Origin of the sequence: Burkholderia sp. Ap-955 (genome assembly GCF_011753045.1) — a bacterium.
GTDB classification, from domain to species: domain Bacteria; phylum Pseudomonadota; class Gammaproteobacteria; order Burkholderiales; family Burkholderiaceae; genus Burkholderia; species Burkholderia lata_D.
The window spans coordinates 1-15,814 of sequence record NZ_VWWH01000124.1 but is presented as its reverse complement, the minus strand read 5'-3'; the positions used below and the strand labels follow the sequence as shown (position 1 = coordinate 15,814).

12 protein-coding genes and 2 pseudogenes are annotated in these 15,814 nt (G+C 66.0%); 5 read left to right on the top strand and 9 right to left on the bottom strand.

Annotated elements, in window-relative coordinates:
* The 4 genes and pseudogenes from F3J15_RS38285 to F3J15_RS34175 form a co-directional block, all read right to left on the bottom strand.
* Positions 1-71 (bottom strand): annotated as a pseudogene (locus F3J15_RS38285) (DNA-binding response regulator); the annotation flags it as partial.
* Between the two features lie 55 nt (positions 72-126).
* Positions 127-471: pseudogene (locus F3J15_RS34185) on the bottom strand (winged helix-turn-helix domain-containing protein); the annotation flags it as partial.
* Positions 472-927: 456 nt separating this feature from the next.
* Positions 928-3,138: a xanthine dehydrogenase family protein molybdopterin-binding subunit gene (locus F3J15_RS34180; protein WP_166896778.1), complete on the bottom strand. Its 2,211-nt coding sequence runs from the start codon at positions 3,136-3,138 to the stop codon at positions 928-930.
* Between the two features lie 2 nt (positions 3,139-3,140).
* Complete coding sequence (locus F3J15_RS34175; protein WP_069252121.1) at positions 3,141-3,602, bottom strand: (2Fe-2S)-binding protein; 462 nt, start codon at positions 3,600-3,602, stop codon at positions 3,141-3,143.
* Positions 3,603-3,783: 181 nt separating this feature from the next.
* Here F3J15_RS34175 and F3J15_RS34170 point away from each other — a divergent pair, with 181 nt between their 5' ends.
* Positions 3,784-4,707, top strand: coding sequence for an AraC family transcriptional regulator (locus F3J15_RS34170; RefSeq protein ID WP_046548314.1), 924 nt, complete (start codon positions 3,784-3,786; stop codon positions 4,705-4,707).
* A 44-nt stretch (positions 4,708-4,751) separates the two neighbouring features.
* Here the strand turns inward: F3J15_RS34170 and F3J15_RS34165 are convergent, their stop codons facing one another.
* The 5 genes from F3J15_RS34165 to F3J15_RS34145 are packed head-to-tail and all read right to left on the bottom strand — an operon-like array spanning position 4,752 to position 11,259.
* Positions 4,752-7,403, bottom strand: a complete 2,652-nt coding sequence (locus F3J15_RS34165) for a glycosyltransferase family 2 protein (RefSeq protein ID WP_166896776.1) — start codon at positions 7,401-7,403, stop codon at positions 4,752-4,754.
* Between the two features lie 26 nt (positions 7,404-7,429).
* Complete coding sequence (locus F3J15_RS34160) at positions 7,430-8,833, bottom strand: UDP-glucose/GDP-mannose dehydrogenase family protein (protein WP_166896774.1); 1,404 nt, start codon at positions 8,831-8,833, stop codon at positions 7,430-7,432.
* A 35-nt stretch (positions 8,834-8,868) separates the two neighbouring features.
* Positions 8,869-9,858, bottom strand: coding sequence for a UDP-glucose 4-epimerase GalE (galE, locus tag F3J15_RS34155; RefSeq protein WP_166896772.1), 990 nt, complete (start codon positions 9,856-9,858; stop codon positions 8,869-8,871).
* Entirely contained in the window at positions 9,855-10,862 is a 1,008-nt protein-coding gene (locus F3J15_RS34150; RefSeq protein ID WP_166896770.1) for a UDP-glucuronic acid decarboxylase family protein, read from the bottom strand. Before F3J15_RS34150 ends, galE begins: the two co-directional genes overlap by 4 nt.
* A complete protein-coding gene (locus F3J15_RS34145) occupies positions 10,855-11,259 on the bottom strand; it encodes a hypothetical protein (RefSeq protein ID WP_240159296.1) in 405 nt (134 codons plus the stop codon). The genes F3J15_RS34150 and F3J15_RS34145 overlap by 8 nt, the downstream gene beginning before the upstream one ends.
* A gap of 1,694 nt (positions 11,260-12,953) precedes the next feature.
* Between F3J15_RS34145 and F3J15_RS34140 the strand changes: the two genes are divergently transcribed.
* From F3J15_RS34140 to F3J15_RS34125, 4 genes are all read left to right on the top strand, one after another.
* On the top strand, positions 12,954-13,277 hold the full coding sequence (locus F3J15_RS34140) for a hypothetical protein (protein ID WP_089448107.1): 324 nt from the start codon (positions 12,954-12,956) through the stop codon (positions 13,275-13,277).
* A 111-nt stretch (positions 13,278-13,388) separates the two neighbouring features.
* A complete protein-coding gene (locus F3J15_RS34135) occupies positions 13,389-13,979 on the top strand; it encodes a hypothetical protein (protein WP_089448106.1) in 591 nt (196 codons plus the stop codon).
* Positions 13,980-14,052: 73 nt separating this feature from the next.
* Positions 14,053-14,334: a hypothetical protein gene (locus tag F3J15_RS34130; RefSeq protein ID WP_069252113.1), complete on the top strand. Its 282-nt coding sequence runs from the start codon at positions 14,053-14,055 to the stop codon at positions 14,332-14,334.
* Positions 14,335-14,378: 44 nt separating this feature from the next.
* Positions 14,379-15,814: chemotaxis protein CheA (locus F3J15_RS34125; protein WP_166896768.1), on the top strand; the 1,436-nt coding region annotated here is incomplete at its 3' end.

The window sequence follows — 15,814 nt, the reverse complement described above, 5'->3', positions numbered from 1 at the left end:
GCGTTGATGCGCGCCAGCAGTTCGAAATGATTGACCGGTTTGACCATGTAGTCGTCGGCCCCCGCATTGATCGCGGAGAAGATCTCGTGTTCCTCGGCACGGATCGTCAGGAACAGGATCGGCAGCGGCTTCGTGGCGCTCGACGTGCGTCATCGCCGCACCGAACAGCACCAGGCGATAGCCGACCGCGTAGATCGGGATGATCCGCAGGTTCTTGTCGTGATCGAGCTGCAGCTTCGAACGGATACGCGAGATATGGGTGTCGAGCGTGCGCGACGACACGCCGAGTTCACGGCCCCACACGGCTTCCTGGATTGCCTGCCGCGGCACGATCTTGTTCATGTTGTCGAGCAGGAATTCGACGACGTCGAATTCACGCGGCGTGACATCAATGATCTTGTTGTCGATTTCGATCGTGCGGCGCACGAAGTTGATTTTTATGTTGTCGATGTACAGGTATTTGCAATCCATGGTGGCCCTCGCATGTCCTTAAAGGAGTGTTGCGGGTCCTCTGCTGCAACTTCCGGGCCAGGGAGAGGATCGTCGGGGATCGACAGGGTGCGGCACCCGTGCAGGCGGCGCGGCAGCCTTGAATTTAAAAGAATTTTTAACGGGAGGCGCGGGGCGGAGAGAAAAGGGGGCGAGACAACCGTGAAGGATTGTTACGTAGCATCGGCGGGCGACGTTACGGGCGTTACGTCCGACGTAACGTGTGGGGCGCGGCGGGGAGACGGAGCCGGCGGAGCGTCGTTGCGGCCGAATGGCGAACCCGACATCGAACCGTACATGGGTCGATTGATTGTCTATACGAATCAATGTGTTATAGGTGATTTCTTGCCGACATCGAACCCTGCATTGCCAGCCTCCTGAATAAAAAACGCCGGCCGCAAGGCGTTTCCGCCCCGCGGCCGGCGTTCCGGCCCATCCTCAAGCCTTCGCGCTATCCGCCGAATCGAACGGCAGCACGTAATGCCGCTTGCCCGTCGCCGCGAAGATCGCGTTCGCGACCGCCGGCCCGATCGGCGCGACGCCCGGCTCGCCGACCCCGGTCGGGGCTTCGGCCGACGGCACGATATGCACTTCGACCTTCGGCATTTCGGCCATCCGCAGCACGTGGTAGCCGTCGAAGTTGCGCTGCTCGACCTGGCCGTCCTTCAGCGTGATCGCGCTGTGCATCGCCGCGCCGAGCCCGAAGCCGATGCCGCCCTCCATCTGCGCGGCGACGATGTCGGGATTGATCGCGATCCCGCAATCGACCGCGCACACCACGCGCTCGACCTTCACCTTGCCGTCCGCGTCGACCGACACCTCGGCGACCTGCGCGACGTAGCTCTTGAACGCCTCGGCGACCGCGATCCCGCGCCCGCGGCCCTTCGGCAGCGGCTTGGCCGGATCCCAGCCGGCCTTCTGCGCGGCCAGGTCCAGCACCGCGCGCATGCGCGGCTCCTTCGCGAGCAGGTCGCGGCGGAACGCGTACGGATCCTTGCCCGCCGTGTGCGCGGCTTCGTCGATGAATGCTTCGACCGCGTACGCCGTGTGCGAGCTGCCGACCACGCGCCACCACAGCACGGGCAGGCCGACCTTGGTGGTGGTGAGCTCGACCGACACGTTCGGCACCGCGTACGGCAGGTTCGCCGCGCCCTCGACCGAGGTGGCGTCGACGCCGTTCTTCACCATGAACGCCTCGAACGGCGTGCCGGCGAGGATCGACTGGCCGACGATCCGGTGGCGCCAGCCGACCAGCTTGCCGTCCGCGGTCAGTCCCGCGTCGAGCTTGTGGAAGTACATCGGCCGGTAGAAGCCGCCCTGGATGTCGTCCTCGCGCGTCCACTGCAGCTTGACGGGCTTGCCGTCCGCGCCGAGCGCCTTGGCGATCGACACGGCCTCGACCACGTAGTCCGACCACGCGTTCGCGCGCCGGCCGAAGCTGCCGCCCGCGTACAGCGTGTGGATCTGTACCTGCTCGGGCTTCAGGCCGGCCGTCCGGGCCGCGTTGGCCTGGTCGACCGTCTGGAACTGGTCGCCGGCCCAGATTTCGCAGCTGTTCGCCGTCAGCTTGACGACCGCGTCGAGCGGCTCCATCGGCGCATGCGCGAGATACGGGAATTCGTACGTCGCGCTGATCTTGCGCGCGGCACCCGTGATCGCCGCATCGGCATCGCCGTCCTTGCGCGCCGACGTGCCCGGCTTGTCGGCGAGCTGCCGGTATTCGCGCATGATCTCGTCCGAGCCGCGCTTTTCGGCGTTCGTTTCGTCCCATTCGATCTTCAGCGCGTCGCGGCCCTGCTTCGCGGCCCAGAAGCCGGTGCCGACGACGGCGACGCCACCCGGCACCTGCACGACCGACACGACGCCCGGCACGGCCTTGGCCGCCGTCGCGTCGAACGACTTCACCTTCGCGCCGAAGCGGGGCGGGCGCTGCAGCAGCGCGACGCGCATGCCGGGGACGGTGGTATCGAGCGTGAAATGCGCGGTGCCGTTCGATTTGGCCGACGCGTCGACGCGCGGAATGGGGTGACCGATCAGCTTGAAATCGGCCGGCTGCTTCAGCGTGACCTTGTCCGGCACCGGCAGCTTCGACGCATCGGCGACGAGCGTGCCGTACGCGGCCGTCTTGCCGCTCTTCGCATGCGTGACGACGCCATTGGCGGTCGTCAGCTCGCTCGCGGGCACCTTCCAGCGGGCCGCCGCGGCCGATACCAGCATCGCGCGGGCCTTGCCGCCGGCTTCGCGCAGTTGCTGCCACGAGTTCGCCATGGCCGAGCTGCCGCCCGTCCCCTGCATCGTGCCGAACGCGAGGTTCGCATAGCGTTTCGCATCGGCGGGCGCGCTTTCGACGCGCACGTGCGACCAGTCGGCGTCGAGCTCCTCGGCGACGATCGTCGCGATGCCCGTATACGCGCCCTGGCCCATTTCGACGTGCTTCGCGATGACGGTGACGGTGCCGTCGGGCGTGATGCGCAGGAATGCATTCGGCGCGAAACCGGCGGCGGGCGCGGTCGCGGCGAGCGCGCGGCGGCCGAAGCCGCTGAAGTCGAAGCCGATCGTCAGGCTGACGGCGGCCGCGGCGCCCGCGGCCTTCAGGAACGTGCGGCGCGACGGACGCACCGACCCGGTGTTGTCGAGTTCGATCGTCATGGTCAGGCTCCCAGCGTCGCGGCCGCGTCGTGGATCGCCGCCCGGATGCGGGCATAGGTCGCACAGCGGCACAGGTTGCCGTTCATCGCGGCGTCGATGTCCGCGTCGGTCGGCTTCGGGTTCTGTTCGAGCAGCGCGGTGGCCGACATGATCTGGCCCGACTGGCAGTAGCCGCACTGCGGCACCTGCAGCTTGACCCAGGCGGCCTGCACGGCATGGGCGGGCTTGCTCTGCAGGCCTTCGATCGTCGTGACGTGCTTGCCCGCGATGCCGGCGAGCGGCAGCACGCACGAGCGGACGGCCTGGCCTTCGAGATGCACGGTGCACGCGCCGCACTGCGCCATGCCGCAGCCGAACTTCGTGCCGGTCAGTCCCGCGTGTTCGCGAATCGCCCAGAGGACGGGCATCGACGGATCGGCGTCGAGCGTGACGTTCTTGCCGTTCAGGACAAAGGAGGTAGGCATTGTGATTGTCTCCGTGGGGAAAACCCGGCATGCGCCCGGTCAGCGGGCAGTGTGCGCGAGCGGCCGGTATTTGCGTCTACCCAATCCTGCAAATTTATTGAACAATCCTGCAAATCCCCGGCAGGCGGCGGGTGGTTTCGCTATGCTCCCGCGACATGAGGAAATTGATCGAGGAAGCGTCATGGACATGACCGATATCGTGGCGTCGCGCGAATCCGGGCAGCGCGAGCTGGCGACGCTGATCAGCCGTTTCGCGCCCGCGGACGGCTCGCATTCAACGGCTGTGCCGGGTTTGATGCTGCACCGGCACACGCGGCCGGTCGATCTCGGCTGCGGTGTGTCGCGGGCCGCGCTCGTGATCGCCGCGCAGGGCTCGAAGCGCGTGATCGTGGCCGGCCAGGCTTACGAGTACGACGCGCAGAATTGCCTGATTACCTCCATCGACTTGCCGATCCTGTCGCGCGTGACGTGCGCGTCGCCGGACGCGCCGTACCTGTGCCTGTCGCTGACGCTCGATCCGCAGCGCATCGTCGAGCTCGCGGCCGAGATGCGGCTGCCCGAACCCGACGCGGGCCCCGAAGGCGAGGGGATCGCACTCGCCGAGCTGACGCCGCCGCTGCTCGATGCCGCGCTGCGGCTGATGCGGCTGCTCGATACGCCGGCCGACATTGCGGTCGTCGCGCCGCTGATCGAAAAGGAATTGCTGTACCGGCTGATGACGAGCGGGCAGGGCACGCGGCTGCGGCACATGGCGATCGCGGGCAGCCAGACGCACCGGATCGCACGCGCGATCGAATGGATCCGCGATCACTTCGCCGAGCCGATGCGCGTCGAGTCGCTCGCGCAGGCGGTCAACATGAGCGTGTCGTCGCTGCACCATCATTTCAAGCACGTGACGACGCTGAGCCCGCTGCAGTACCAGAAGCAGTTGCGGCTGCACGAGGCGCGACGGCTGCTGCTGCGGCAGGGCGGCGACGTCGGGTCGGTGGCCGCCGTCGTCGGCTACGAAAGCGCGTCGCAGTTCAGCCGCGAATACAGCCGGCTGTTCGGCGCGCCGCCGATGCGCGACGTCGTGCAGTTGCGCAGGAAGGAACTGCTCGGCTGACGGCGGATCGCTGAAAGCCGGCGCGCCGTCGATCGCCGCGCCTGTCACCTGGCGACCACCGTCGTCTGCAGGAAGGCCGGCGCGATCCGCCAGTCCGGCACGTAATGCGCCGGCCACGCGCCGGGCGTATCGACCGCGTTGAAATACACCACGGCCGTCAGCAGCGGATAGCGCCACAGCGACCGCTGGAATTCGTCGAGTGCCTCGCGCTTGCGCGCATTCGACCCGTCGACGCCGAGCTCCGTGACCATCACCGGCAGCCCGTAGTCGGTCACCCGCTCGTACTTGGTCCGCAGGATGCTCGCGGCGGACGCGTGGCCGCCGGCCGGCCAGATCGCGCAGCGCGGGCAGTCGAATACGGACAGGCCGATGTCGTCCACATAGCTGCGGCCCGGGAAATAGTCGTCGAGGTTCCGGTTGCCGGCCGGCGACCACACGAAGCGGATCTGGTCGGTCATCGCGCGGCAGGCGGTCACGACCCGCCGGTACGCCTCCACGTAGGCCGACGCATCGCCGATGGCCCACGGATAGCGTCCGGTATCGGCCTCCATCTCGTGGCCCCAGCGCACGAACACGGGGCGCTTCAACGCGGCGAGCGCCGAGCAGGTGGCCGCGATCCGCGCGTCATAGCGTCCGTGCGCGATATCGTCGAGCAGCGCGCCTTGCCGCGTGTCGCCGGCCGCCCACGGCTCGACGGTCAGCATCAGCGTGCGGTTGCGCGCCTGCGCGCGCCGGTCGGCATCGTCGATTTCCGCGCGGATGTCGGGCGCGTTCCACGACACGAACACATGATCGAACGCGAGATTCCGGTCGCCCGCGAGCGTGTTCTCGGGATCGTAGGCGCCGAGGTCGGGCTGCTTCACCGGTTCGCCCGGCACGGGCGCGACCACGGCCGGCAAACCCGACCGCCACATCATCGCCTGCCAGCCTTTCGGCGCGCGCAGCCCGATGCCCGACAGCAGCATCGCGAGCGCGATCACGAACAGCGCGTTGCGCACGGGCAGGCGGCTGAAGAACATCTGCCTGAACGCCGACCACTCGAGCCCTTGCTCCCGGCCGTGATTCACCGCGACGACGGCTGCGATCACCAGATACAGGATGCTCGTCAGCGTCGAGAACAGATAGAAGCCGGCGGCGTTGCGCGGATTCTCGACCGTGACGACGGGCAGGCTGCAGAATAGCGAGATCAGCAGATACGGGGCGACCACGCGCAGCGGCGCGTCCTGTTCGATCGTGCCGCCCTTCGGCGTGACCTTGAACGGAAATTCCTTGCCGCGCACGCAGTCGAGCACCGCCGACACGCAGCCGAGCACGACCCACGGCCAGCGCGCGAACACGAACGACAGCCCTTCCCACGACAGCAGTTTCGTATTCAGCGGGCGGCACGACTGGGTCGACTGCGTGGCCCAGATCACGACGCACAGGATCAGCACGCTCAGCGGCAGCGCGTAAGTGAGGTACGTGAGGTAGTCGACGTGCGCCCACACGCGGCCGGTGAGCAGCGCGACGACCGGAATCACGACGCCGCCTGCCATCGCGAGCGCGCACAGCGGGTACCACAGCTGGCAGAACAGGAACTGCGCCTTCAGCTTCAGCGGCAGCCCCATGAAATAGTGGCGCGTGTAGCGCAGCATGATGATCATCACGCTCTTGGACCACTGGAATTCCTGCGTGGCGAGGTCGCCGAACGTGCGCGGCCCTTCGCCGTTCGCGATCGCGTTCAGCGCGTGCATGCCGCGCCAGCCTTTCGAATTGAAGATCATCGTGGTCGAGTGATCCTCGGCGAGCTCGGGCCCGAGCCCGCCGATCTCGCGCAGCGCGCGGCAGCGCACCGCATAGTGCGAGCCGATGCACAGCGGCGCGAGGCCGCCCGCATAGCCGGCCTGCATCGTGCCGTGCAGCGGCCCCTCGACGTTCACGCGCCCGCGTGCGCTCCAGCTCACGGCGGCATTGCTGTCGCAGATGCTCGGCGCCGACACGTAGCCGACTGCCGGATCGACGAACGGCCGCAGCATCTCCTCGAGATAGGTGCGGGTCGGCACGTGATCGGCATCGAGCTGCGACACGAAATCGTAGTTGTCGTAGCCGACCCTATCGTAGAAGTACGCGAGATTGCCTTCCTTGCATCGGGTCCGGCGCGGCCAGCTCGTCCGGTGGTACGCGGCCACGCCGCGCCGCGTCGACACGAATACGCCGTGCTCGCGGCACCAGTCGAGCGTCTCGGGCGACGGGTCTTCATCGGCGAGCCACGTATCGTGCGGGTAGGTCTGGTCGAGCATCGCGAGCAGCGTCGTGCGGACGATGTCGAACGGCTCGGACGGCGCCTTCGTGACGACCATCGCGACGCGCCAGTCGCGCGGCACTGGCAGCGCGGGGTTCGGCATGACCGCCGAGCGGATGATGAAGATGAAGTAGCCGGGAATGAAGGTGGTCCAGAACAGCACGAAGCAGTTGACGCCGAAGCGGAAGGCGTCGACGTAGTGCTCGTCGCGCAACCACCAGCGCCAGAAGATGCCCAGCGCGACGAACCAGCACAGCGCGAGGATGTGGAAGACGACACGTGTCCCGCTGTCCATCAACGGGACGAGGAGCGGAACGTCCGCGTTCATCGATGCGGTGCGATCCGCTTCGGAGGAGGGGGTGTCGGCGGTATCCGCCGCAGGGCCGCCCGCAAGCGACGCAACCAGCTTCTTCATGGTGTTCTCCCGTCAAGGTCAGACCATCAGTCTTGAAGCAGGCCGCGTGGCGGCCGGGTGTCCTCGCTGGCAGGCGGTTGTTCCGGTACCGGGTTGGCCGATGTGCGTTCGCCGCACGAGCGGCCCACGCGCTCGTAGCGGCGAAAGCCGCTGTCGACGGCGAGCCGCTCGCTGAACAGGTTGCGCATGTCGAGCATCACGGGATCGGCCATGTGATCCGCGAGGTCGGCGAGATCGAGTGCCTCGAACGCTTTCCATTCGGTCATCACGACGACCGCGTCCGCGCTGCGCACCGCGTCGATCGCGGAGCCCTCCATGAATACCTGCGGCAGCAGCCGCGACGCTTCGTGCGGACGCGCCGGGTCGTATGCGCGGATATGCGCGCCCGCGCCGACGAGCAGCTGGATCACGTCGATGCTCGGGCTTTCGCGCACGTCGTCGGTCTGGCCTTTGAAGGTGAGGCCGAGCACCGCGATGCGCTTGTCCTTGATCGAGCCGCCGCAGGCTTTCTCGATGCGGCGCAGGATCTGCTCCTTGCGCAGCGCGTTCGATTCGATCGCCGCGCTGACGATGCGCAGCGGCACCGCATGTTCGGAAGCCGTCGCCTTCAGCGCGCGCGTGTCCTTCGGGAAGCACGAGCCGCCCCAGCCGGGGCCGGCCTTCAGGAACGACGCGCCGATGCGGCGGTCGAGGCCCATCCCGTTCGCGACCAGTTCGACATCGGCGCCGACGGCTTCGCACAGGTCCGAGATCTCGTTGATGTAGCTGATCTTCACCGCGAGGAACGCATTCGCCGCGTACTTCACGAGTTCGGCCGTTTCGATCTCGGTCGCGAGCACGAGATGGCCCGCCGCTTCCAGCGGCGCATAGATGGCCGTCATGATCTCGATCGCACGCGGATGCTCGGCGCCGAACACGACGCGGTCTGGGTGCATGAAATCGTCGATCGCCGAGCCTTCGCGCAGGAACTCCGGATTCGATGCGATCGCCGCGTCGATGCCGTCCGGCGCGCATCGTTCGACGATCTGCTTGACGATCCGGTTGGTGCCGACCGGCACCGTCGACTTCGTGACGACGACCGCGAAACCGGTGAGGTTCGACGCGATCTCGCGCGCGGCCGCCTCGACATACCGCAGGTCCGCCTGGTCGGTGCCCGGCAGCGTCGGCGTGCCGACCGCGATGAATACCGCGTCGCGATCGCGCACGCTCGCCGCGAGGTCGCTGCTGAAGCGCAGCGTGCCGCGTTCGACGTTGCGGGCGACGACGGCGTCGAGGCCCGGTTCGTAGATCGGCATGCAGCCTTCATTCAGTGCGTCGATCTTGCCGCGATTGTTGTCGATGCAGACGACGTCATGCCCGAGATCCGCGAAGCATGCGCCGCTGACCAGCCCGACGTAGCCCGTACCGACGATGGCGATCCGTACCTTCATGGTGATTCCCCTGCGTGGCGTTCAAGGAAACTTGCTTACGTGCCGGATTCGAATTGCAGTGCTTTCTGACACCACGCCGCGGCGTGTTCGACCATCGGTTCGATCGTGGTGAAACGCGGCCGCCAGCCGAGCACGAGCGCGGCTTTCGTGGCGTCGGCATACAGCTCGGGCGGGTCGCCCGGGCGGCGCGCGGCCGTTATCGTCGGCACGCGGCGGCCCGTCACGGCTGCGACGGCGCGCAATGCGTCGAGCACCGACGTTCCTTTGCCGGTGCCGAGATTCAGGGCGACGCTGTGGCCGCCGCCGCAGAGATAGGCGGTCGCTTTCAGGTGCGCGTCGGCGAGGTCGCTGACATGCACGTAGTCGCGAATCGCCGAGCCGTCGGGCGTCGGGTAGTCGGTGCCCATCACCTGGAACGCAGGGCCGGTGCCGAGTGCCGCGCGGATCGCGAGCGGCAGCGCGTGCGTTTCCGGTTCGTGGCATTCGCCGATCTCGCCGTCAGGGTCCGCGCCGGCCGCATTGAAGTAGCGCAGCGCGACCCACTTCAGCCCGTACGCGCGCTCGAAATCGGCGGCCATCCGTTCCATCGCGTACTTCGTGAAGCCGTACGGATTGATCGGCTGCTGCGGCGTGCGCTCCGAGATCGGCAGCACGTCCGGAATGCCGTACGTCGCGCACGACGACGACATCACGATCCGGCCGACGCTCGCCGCGTGCATCGCGCTCAGCAGCGTGCAGGTGCCGGTGACGTTGACCGTGTAATAGCGGTCGGGCGCGAGCACCGAATCGCCGACGTACGCGAGTGCCGCGAAATGGATCACGACGTCGGGCCGATGCGCGGCGAACGCCTTCGACAGCGCGTCGCGGTCGAGAATGTCGGCCGCGACGAGCGGCCCCCAGCGAACCGCGTCGCGATGGCCGGTCGACAGGTTGTCGTAGGCGACCGGTTCGTGTCCCGCTGCCGCGAGCGCCTTGCAGGTATGGCTGCCGATGTAGCCTGCTCCCCCTGTCACGAGCACTTTCATGCCGTGGCCCCGGTCAGGCGCAGCACCGGCTCGAGCCACAGTTCACGGCTGAAATAGTCGACGGTCCGGCGCAGGCCTTCGTCGAGATCGATGCCCGGCCGCCAGCCGAGCTCGGCCGACGCGACCGAGATGTCGGGCTTGCGCTGGTGCGGATCGTCGATCGGCAGCGGCCGGAACACGATCTCCGATTTCGAGCCCGTCATCGCGAGCACTTTCTCCGCGAGCTCGATCATCGTGAATTCGCCGGGGTTGCCGATGTTGACCGGCGTGCCGACGTTGCGCTCGGCGCTCATCAGGCAGAAGAAGCCGTCGATCAGGTCGCTGGCGAAGCAGAACGAGCGCGTCTGCCGGCCGTCGCCGTAGATCTCGAGCGGCGCGCCGTTGAGCGCGCCGACGATGAAGTTCGACACGACGCGGCCGTCGCGCGGCGACATCCGCGGGCCGTAGGTATTGAAGATGCGCGCGACACGCACGTCGATGCCATGCGTGCGGTAGTAGTCGTAGCACAGCGCCTCGGCCGCGCGCTTGCCTTCGTCGTAGCACGCGCGCGGGCCGATCGTGTTCACGTTGCCGCGATAGGTTTCCGTTTGCGGATGCACGTCCGGGTCGCCGTAGATCTCGCTGGTCGACGCCTGGAACACGCGTGCGCCCGTCTTGCGCGCGAGCATGAGGCAGTGGTTCATGCCGAGCACGTTGGTCATCATCGTATGGACGGGATCGATCTGGTAGGTGGGCGGCGATGCCGCGCACGCGAGATTCCAGATCTCGTCCACCTGCAGCTGCGGCAGGCCGAGCGATACGTCGCCCTTCACGAACTCGAAGCGGCCGGACGCCTTCAGGTCGGCGACGTTGAGCTTGCGCCCCGTCAGCAGGCTGTCGATGCACGTGACGGACGCGCCTTCCATGACCAGGCGCTCGCATACGTAGCTGCCGAGAAAGCCGGCGCCGCCCGTCACCAGGACGCGCTGACCGGCGCGCGTCTCGAGCGAGACCCTGTCATTCATGGCTTTCTCCTTCGTCGAGCAGCTCGAGGAACCACACGTCGATTGGCTCGACGGCGGTGCGCACGCGTTCCATCCCGCCGCACGGGTAGCGCTTCGGCAAGCGCCGGTTCGCATGGACTGAAGTCGACGAAGCACCGCGACAGGCGCTCCGGTTACGCTGACTACCCCGTTGATGCTTGAACGACGCGCACGTCGATCGATCGGTGGTGATCTTCATCGCCTTTTCCCCGATACGCTGATTGACGAGCAGGCCGCCGTTCGTGATCTTGTGCCTCGGCGTGCCGCTCGGTGAGAGCCGGAGATCAGGCAATCGGCATGCCATGAACGATGCCGTCGCGATGCGCACGGGAACGGCGGTCCGATTGCCGCGCGATATGTGCGCTTCTGTTTCATGCATGTATCGTGGGGACAGAAAAGCGAGCGGGTCAATTGCCGGGTCGATGCAATTCGATACGACGAAACGCGCGATAAATCAGGCTTTTGCGGGAATGGCGTCGTCAAACAGGGGTTGAATTTGAATGTTTCATCAATGAGAAATGCATCGATAACCGATTAAAAACGTTTCCAGAATGCGCCGCGAATTGGGTGATTCAGTGCGCGAAAGGCGGGGAGAAAGAAAGTGAAAAAATGATGTGCGGCGTGACGGGGTGAGAGTTTTCATTTGTTTTAATTATTACGCCGACACGAAAGTTTTCTTTTTTACGGCCCATTTCGGACCTCGAACGGCGTGTGATCCTGTCGGTATTTTCACGGATGAATCAAATTCGTTTCGATCATCAGGGGAAACGCACGTCGAAGCCTCGCCGGAGGCTGCTGTGTCGGACTCCCGGTGCCTGGTGTCGGGCGAATCGATTCTCGTTTGTGATGGCACGGGAAGGGGGCGCACATGCCGCGACCCTCGGTTTGCAGGCGGAAATGCCCGCGCCGCCTGCCTTGCGCGGCAGCCCGGTTCTCAAGTTTGAAACACTCGTTCATCGGGCCGCCCGGTGCGGGCCTGCGGGCCGGATTCGTCCGTCTAATCCGGCGATTGCGTCGCGACGCTCAATGATCGGAGCGGGTGTCAAGCTGTTATTGCGATACATTCCTGAAACAAAAAATGTCGTTTCCGGCGCTGCGGGCCGTCGTGGCGGGCGTGTGCCGAGCGCAATCTGCGGTGGAATATCGCGTGGCACGCTGCTTGCGATATTGGACGCACCGGCGGGCGGTCGACACGAAGTAACGAACAGGTGGGGCGGCCAACTCGTCAATAAGCAGTCGGGGAAACGGCGATGAAGACCATAAGCAATAGCTTGATCGGCACGTACTTTGCCCATCAGTGGGGTAGTCGGAAAGGCCGGGGAGACGCTCGCGACGCTGTGCCAGCTTCGCGGGTCGTGCTGTCCCGGTTTCTTGCCCGCCGCGCGCTCCGCGTGCTGGCGCGGTTGTCGCGCCGCACGGCAGTCGGGCGACAGCGGTACGCGCTCTCATTCAGTTCACCCGGATGGATCAGGCTGTTCGTGCCGGACAGCGTGATGCCGATTCGTCCTCGGCCATGCAGGGTCGCTTCGATCGCGCCTGGCCCATGCCGGCGCCGGCCGGATTAGATCGAACGCCTGTCGGCCGGATTATCCGGAAGACGCTTCTTCGATAGCTCAGGGAGAAGACACGCCACCTGGCTGTCATGCAGGCCCGTTGTCGCCCGCGTAAAAGGTGTATTTTCAGCGGCGCTGCATTTTGTGGTGGTTAATGTATTTGCGAATTTTCGATTCCGGAAATGGGATGTCGATTGACGGCATGCCGTCCGGCGGGGTATCGAATATCGCAAGCCGGAAAGATGCGCACATCGTTCCGGTCTATCAAGCAATGGTGTTTTCGGTGCGATACCAATGTTCATAAAAATAATAGAAAACACCTACCAAAAAAATTTGGATAACCAAAAATCTCGAAGCTAAGCTTCGTCTGGCCAAAATCGCAAAAAAACGTGATTGAAATGGCAATAAGTTTTTATTGATTAGATAGTGATCCTTATTTTTTGAGGATTGCTCAAGTCAGGAAGATTGATGGCGTGCGATCTTCCTGATTCACTCCGTCCACGCCGTTTTGGAGTCGACCATGAAGAAGCTTCTGATTGCAGCAGCAGTTCTGGCGGTTTCGGGTGCAGCGTTCGCAGGTAGCGGCACGGTGTCGAGCAGCAGCTCGTCGAGCGGTGGCCAGACGATGGCAGGGGTCGCCGGGTTCGGCCACTTCACCGCAACCGATTCCGGCTCGGCACTCGGCGCAGCCGGCGCAACGGCTGGTGGCGGCAGCAGCGGTTCGGTCTCGTACACGAACCACTATCAATCGTCGTCGGTCGGCGGCTTCGGCTTCGGCGGCGCACAAGCGGGCGGCACCAGCGGCGCGAACGCCGGCTCGATCGGCTGGACGACTCACCACTAAGCCTCGGCGCGCAGCGTTCGTCATTGGCTGGCGGTGCGGATGCCGGGCCTTGCCCCGTGCGGGCAGGCCCGGCTCCGCCACCGTCGAACTTTCTCACAGCAAGGAATTGCTATGAAAGCCAAAGTCTTTTTAGCGACAGCGCTCACCGTCATTTCGTCCGTTGCGTTGGCAGCCGGTTCGTCCACGACCAACCAGACGCAATCCGTTGCGGCTGGTGTTTCAGGGTCGGTGCTGGTCGGTTCCGGCAGCTATACCAGCAATTCGACTTCGACGGCCGGTGCGAATGCAGGCAGTACCGTAACACCCGCCGGTTCCGCCGGTACGGCATCCGCTTTCCACAACTCGACTTCGACAGCCAGCGGTTCGGGCACGAACGGAGGCGCGTTCGCGGCAGGCGGCGGTATCGGTGCCGCCGGATCGTTTGCTGGAAACAGCAAAACGAACGAGAACGCGAATGCGCTTTCGGGAGGGGTGACCGCCACGATCGTACTCGGCGCGAACCACTACACGGCTACGGGCGCGAACGACAACGGCAATGCCAATGCGGGTGCCGTGGGGCTGACGGGCAGTGGCGGGTCGGGCGCGATCGCGGGCTCGAATCACTACAACTCGTCGACCGTGTGGAGTACCGGTCCGGCCGGTTCGCCGTCCGCATCGGGCGGAAGCCAGGGCGACTCGAGCGCAACCGGCAGCAGTCATTAGTCAGGGGTGGGGGGGACCAGTTTCCCTGCGATGCTGGTCTCTTTTCCACATTGTTGTCACGTAAGGAGTTGGCATGAAGCAGAACCTGATTGCCGCCGCTCTGATGCTCGCGTCTCTGACGGCGTATGGCGCTGACCGTATTGCCGACGACGTGCAATCGAATATGCAGACGTCAAACAACCCTGACCAGACAACCAAGCCGTCAGAACAACAAACGCTTTCGTCGGGCAGTGCCATCGGTGGACCGGACACCCAGCAGTGGCAGGGCATGTCGGCCGGCTCGTGGTCCCAGCTGGGCAGCGGCTGGAAGCAGTTCGGGGAAGCAGCGAAAACTGAAGGCATTCAGGGGAATTAGTACGGTTGCCTGGGTGGGAGGTCAAACCTCGTCCGGAGAGTGAAATGAACAGCAACAGGATCAAGGTGGCATGTGCGGCGATGTTCGCGATGACCACGATCGGGGCTCACGCGCAAACCGCGGACTCAAGTTCGAGCTCGCAGTCGTCGAGCGGCTCGACTGCGATCAGCCAGGGCGGCGGTTCGAGCATGAACACGAACACCACGAGTTCGCGCGGCGGCAACGCCACCAGCAGCAGCGGGGTGCGCGGCAGCGGCAATTCGAGCGTGAACGTCAATGTGACGATGCCGTCCGGCACGGCCGGCGGCAACGTGACGCCGCAGAGCGTGAACTCGCTGCAGTCGTCCGGCGCGCCCGGCACCAACCCGTACAACACCCAGACGTCGGAAAACGTCAACTACTCCGGCACGCAGACGATCAAGACGAACCCGTCGATCCAGGCGCCGGGCCTCACGACCACGCTGTCCGATACCTGCATGGGATCGGTGAGCGTCGGCGTGTCGTTCCCGGGGTTCGGCGCGACGGGCGGCACGACGCTGGTCGACCAGGCCTGCGTCCGCCGACTCGATGCGCGTGAATTCCGGGCGATGGGCCTGACCGACGTGGCGCTCGCGCTGCTCTGCCAGAGCGACGCGAACCGGCGTGCGGTCGAAGCGACCGGGCACCTGTGCCCGGGCACGACTGCGCCGCTCGCCCGTTCGAACGTGGCGCCGAGCGTGGAAGCGACGGTCGCCGACGACGTGAAGTATCGCGATCCGATCGTGCGCGACCGCATGGGCTTGCCGCCGCTCGGCGCTGCCGCGCCGGCACCGGCGCAGCCCCGCCCGGTGGCGACGACTTCGGTGCAAGCTGCACCCGTGTCGGTTCCGGTGCCCGTGCCCGTGCCGTCGATGGCGCCGTCCGTTGCAGCGCCTGCTGTTGCCGCCGCACCGAAAGTGGCAGCGCCTGCTGTTGCGGCCGCCGCACCGGCAGTGGCGACGCCTGCTGTTGCTGCCGCCGCCCCGGCCGTTGCAGCACCTGCCGTCGCAGCCGCGGCGCCCGCTGTCGCCGCCGCACCCGCAGCGTCGGTCGTCCCGGCGGCTGCGATTGCTGCCGTGCCGGCTGCCGCCGTGATCGCCGCAGCGGCAGTCGCGGACAAGACATCGCAAGCGCCTGCCACACAGGTCGCCGACACGAAGGCTCCGGAGCCCGTGCAGCCGGTCGCTGACAAGGCACCGGAACCCGCACCGATGGTTGCCGACAAGGTGCCCGAACCTGAACCGGCGGTCGCCGACAAGGCACCGGAACCCGCACCGGCAGTCGCCGACAAGGCACCGGAACCCGCACCGGCGGTTGCCGACAAGGCACCGGAACCCGCACCGGCGGTTGCCGACAAGGCCCCCGAGCCCGTGCAGCCCGTCGCCGACAAGGCGCCGGAGCCGATGCCGGCCGCGACCGACAACGCAGCGCAGGCCGCTGCCGCGCCGGCTGCGGACACGAC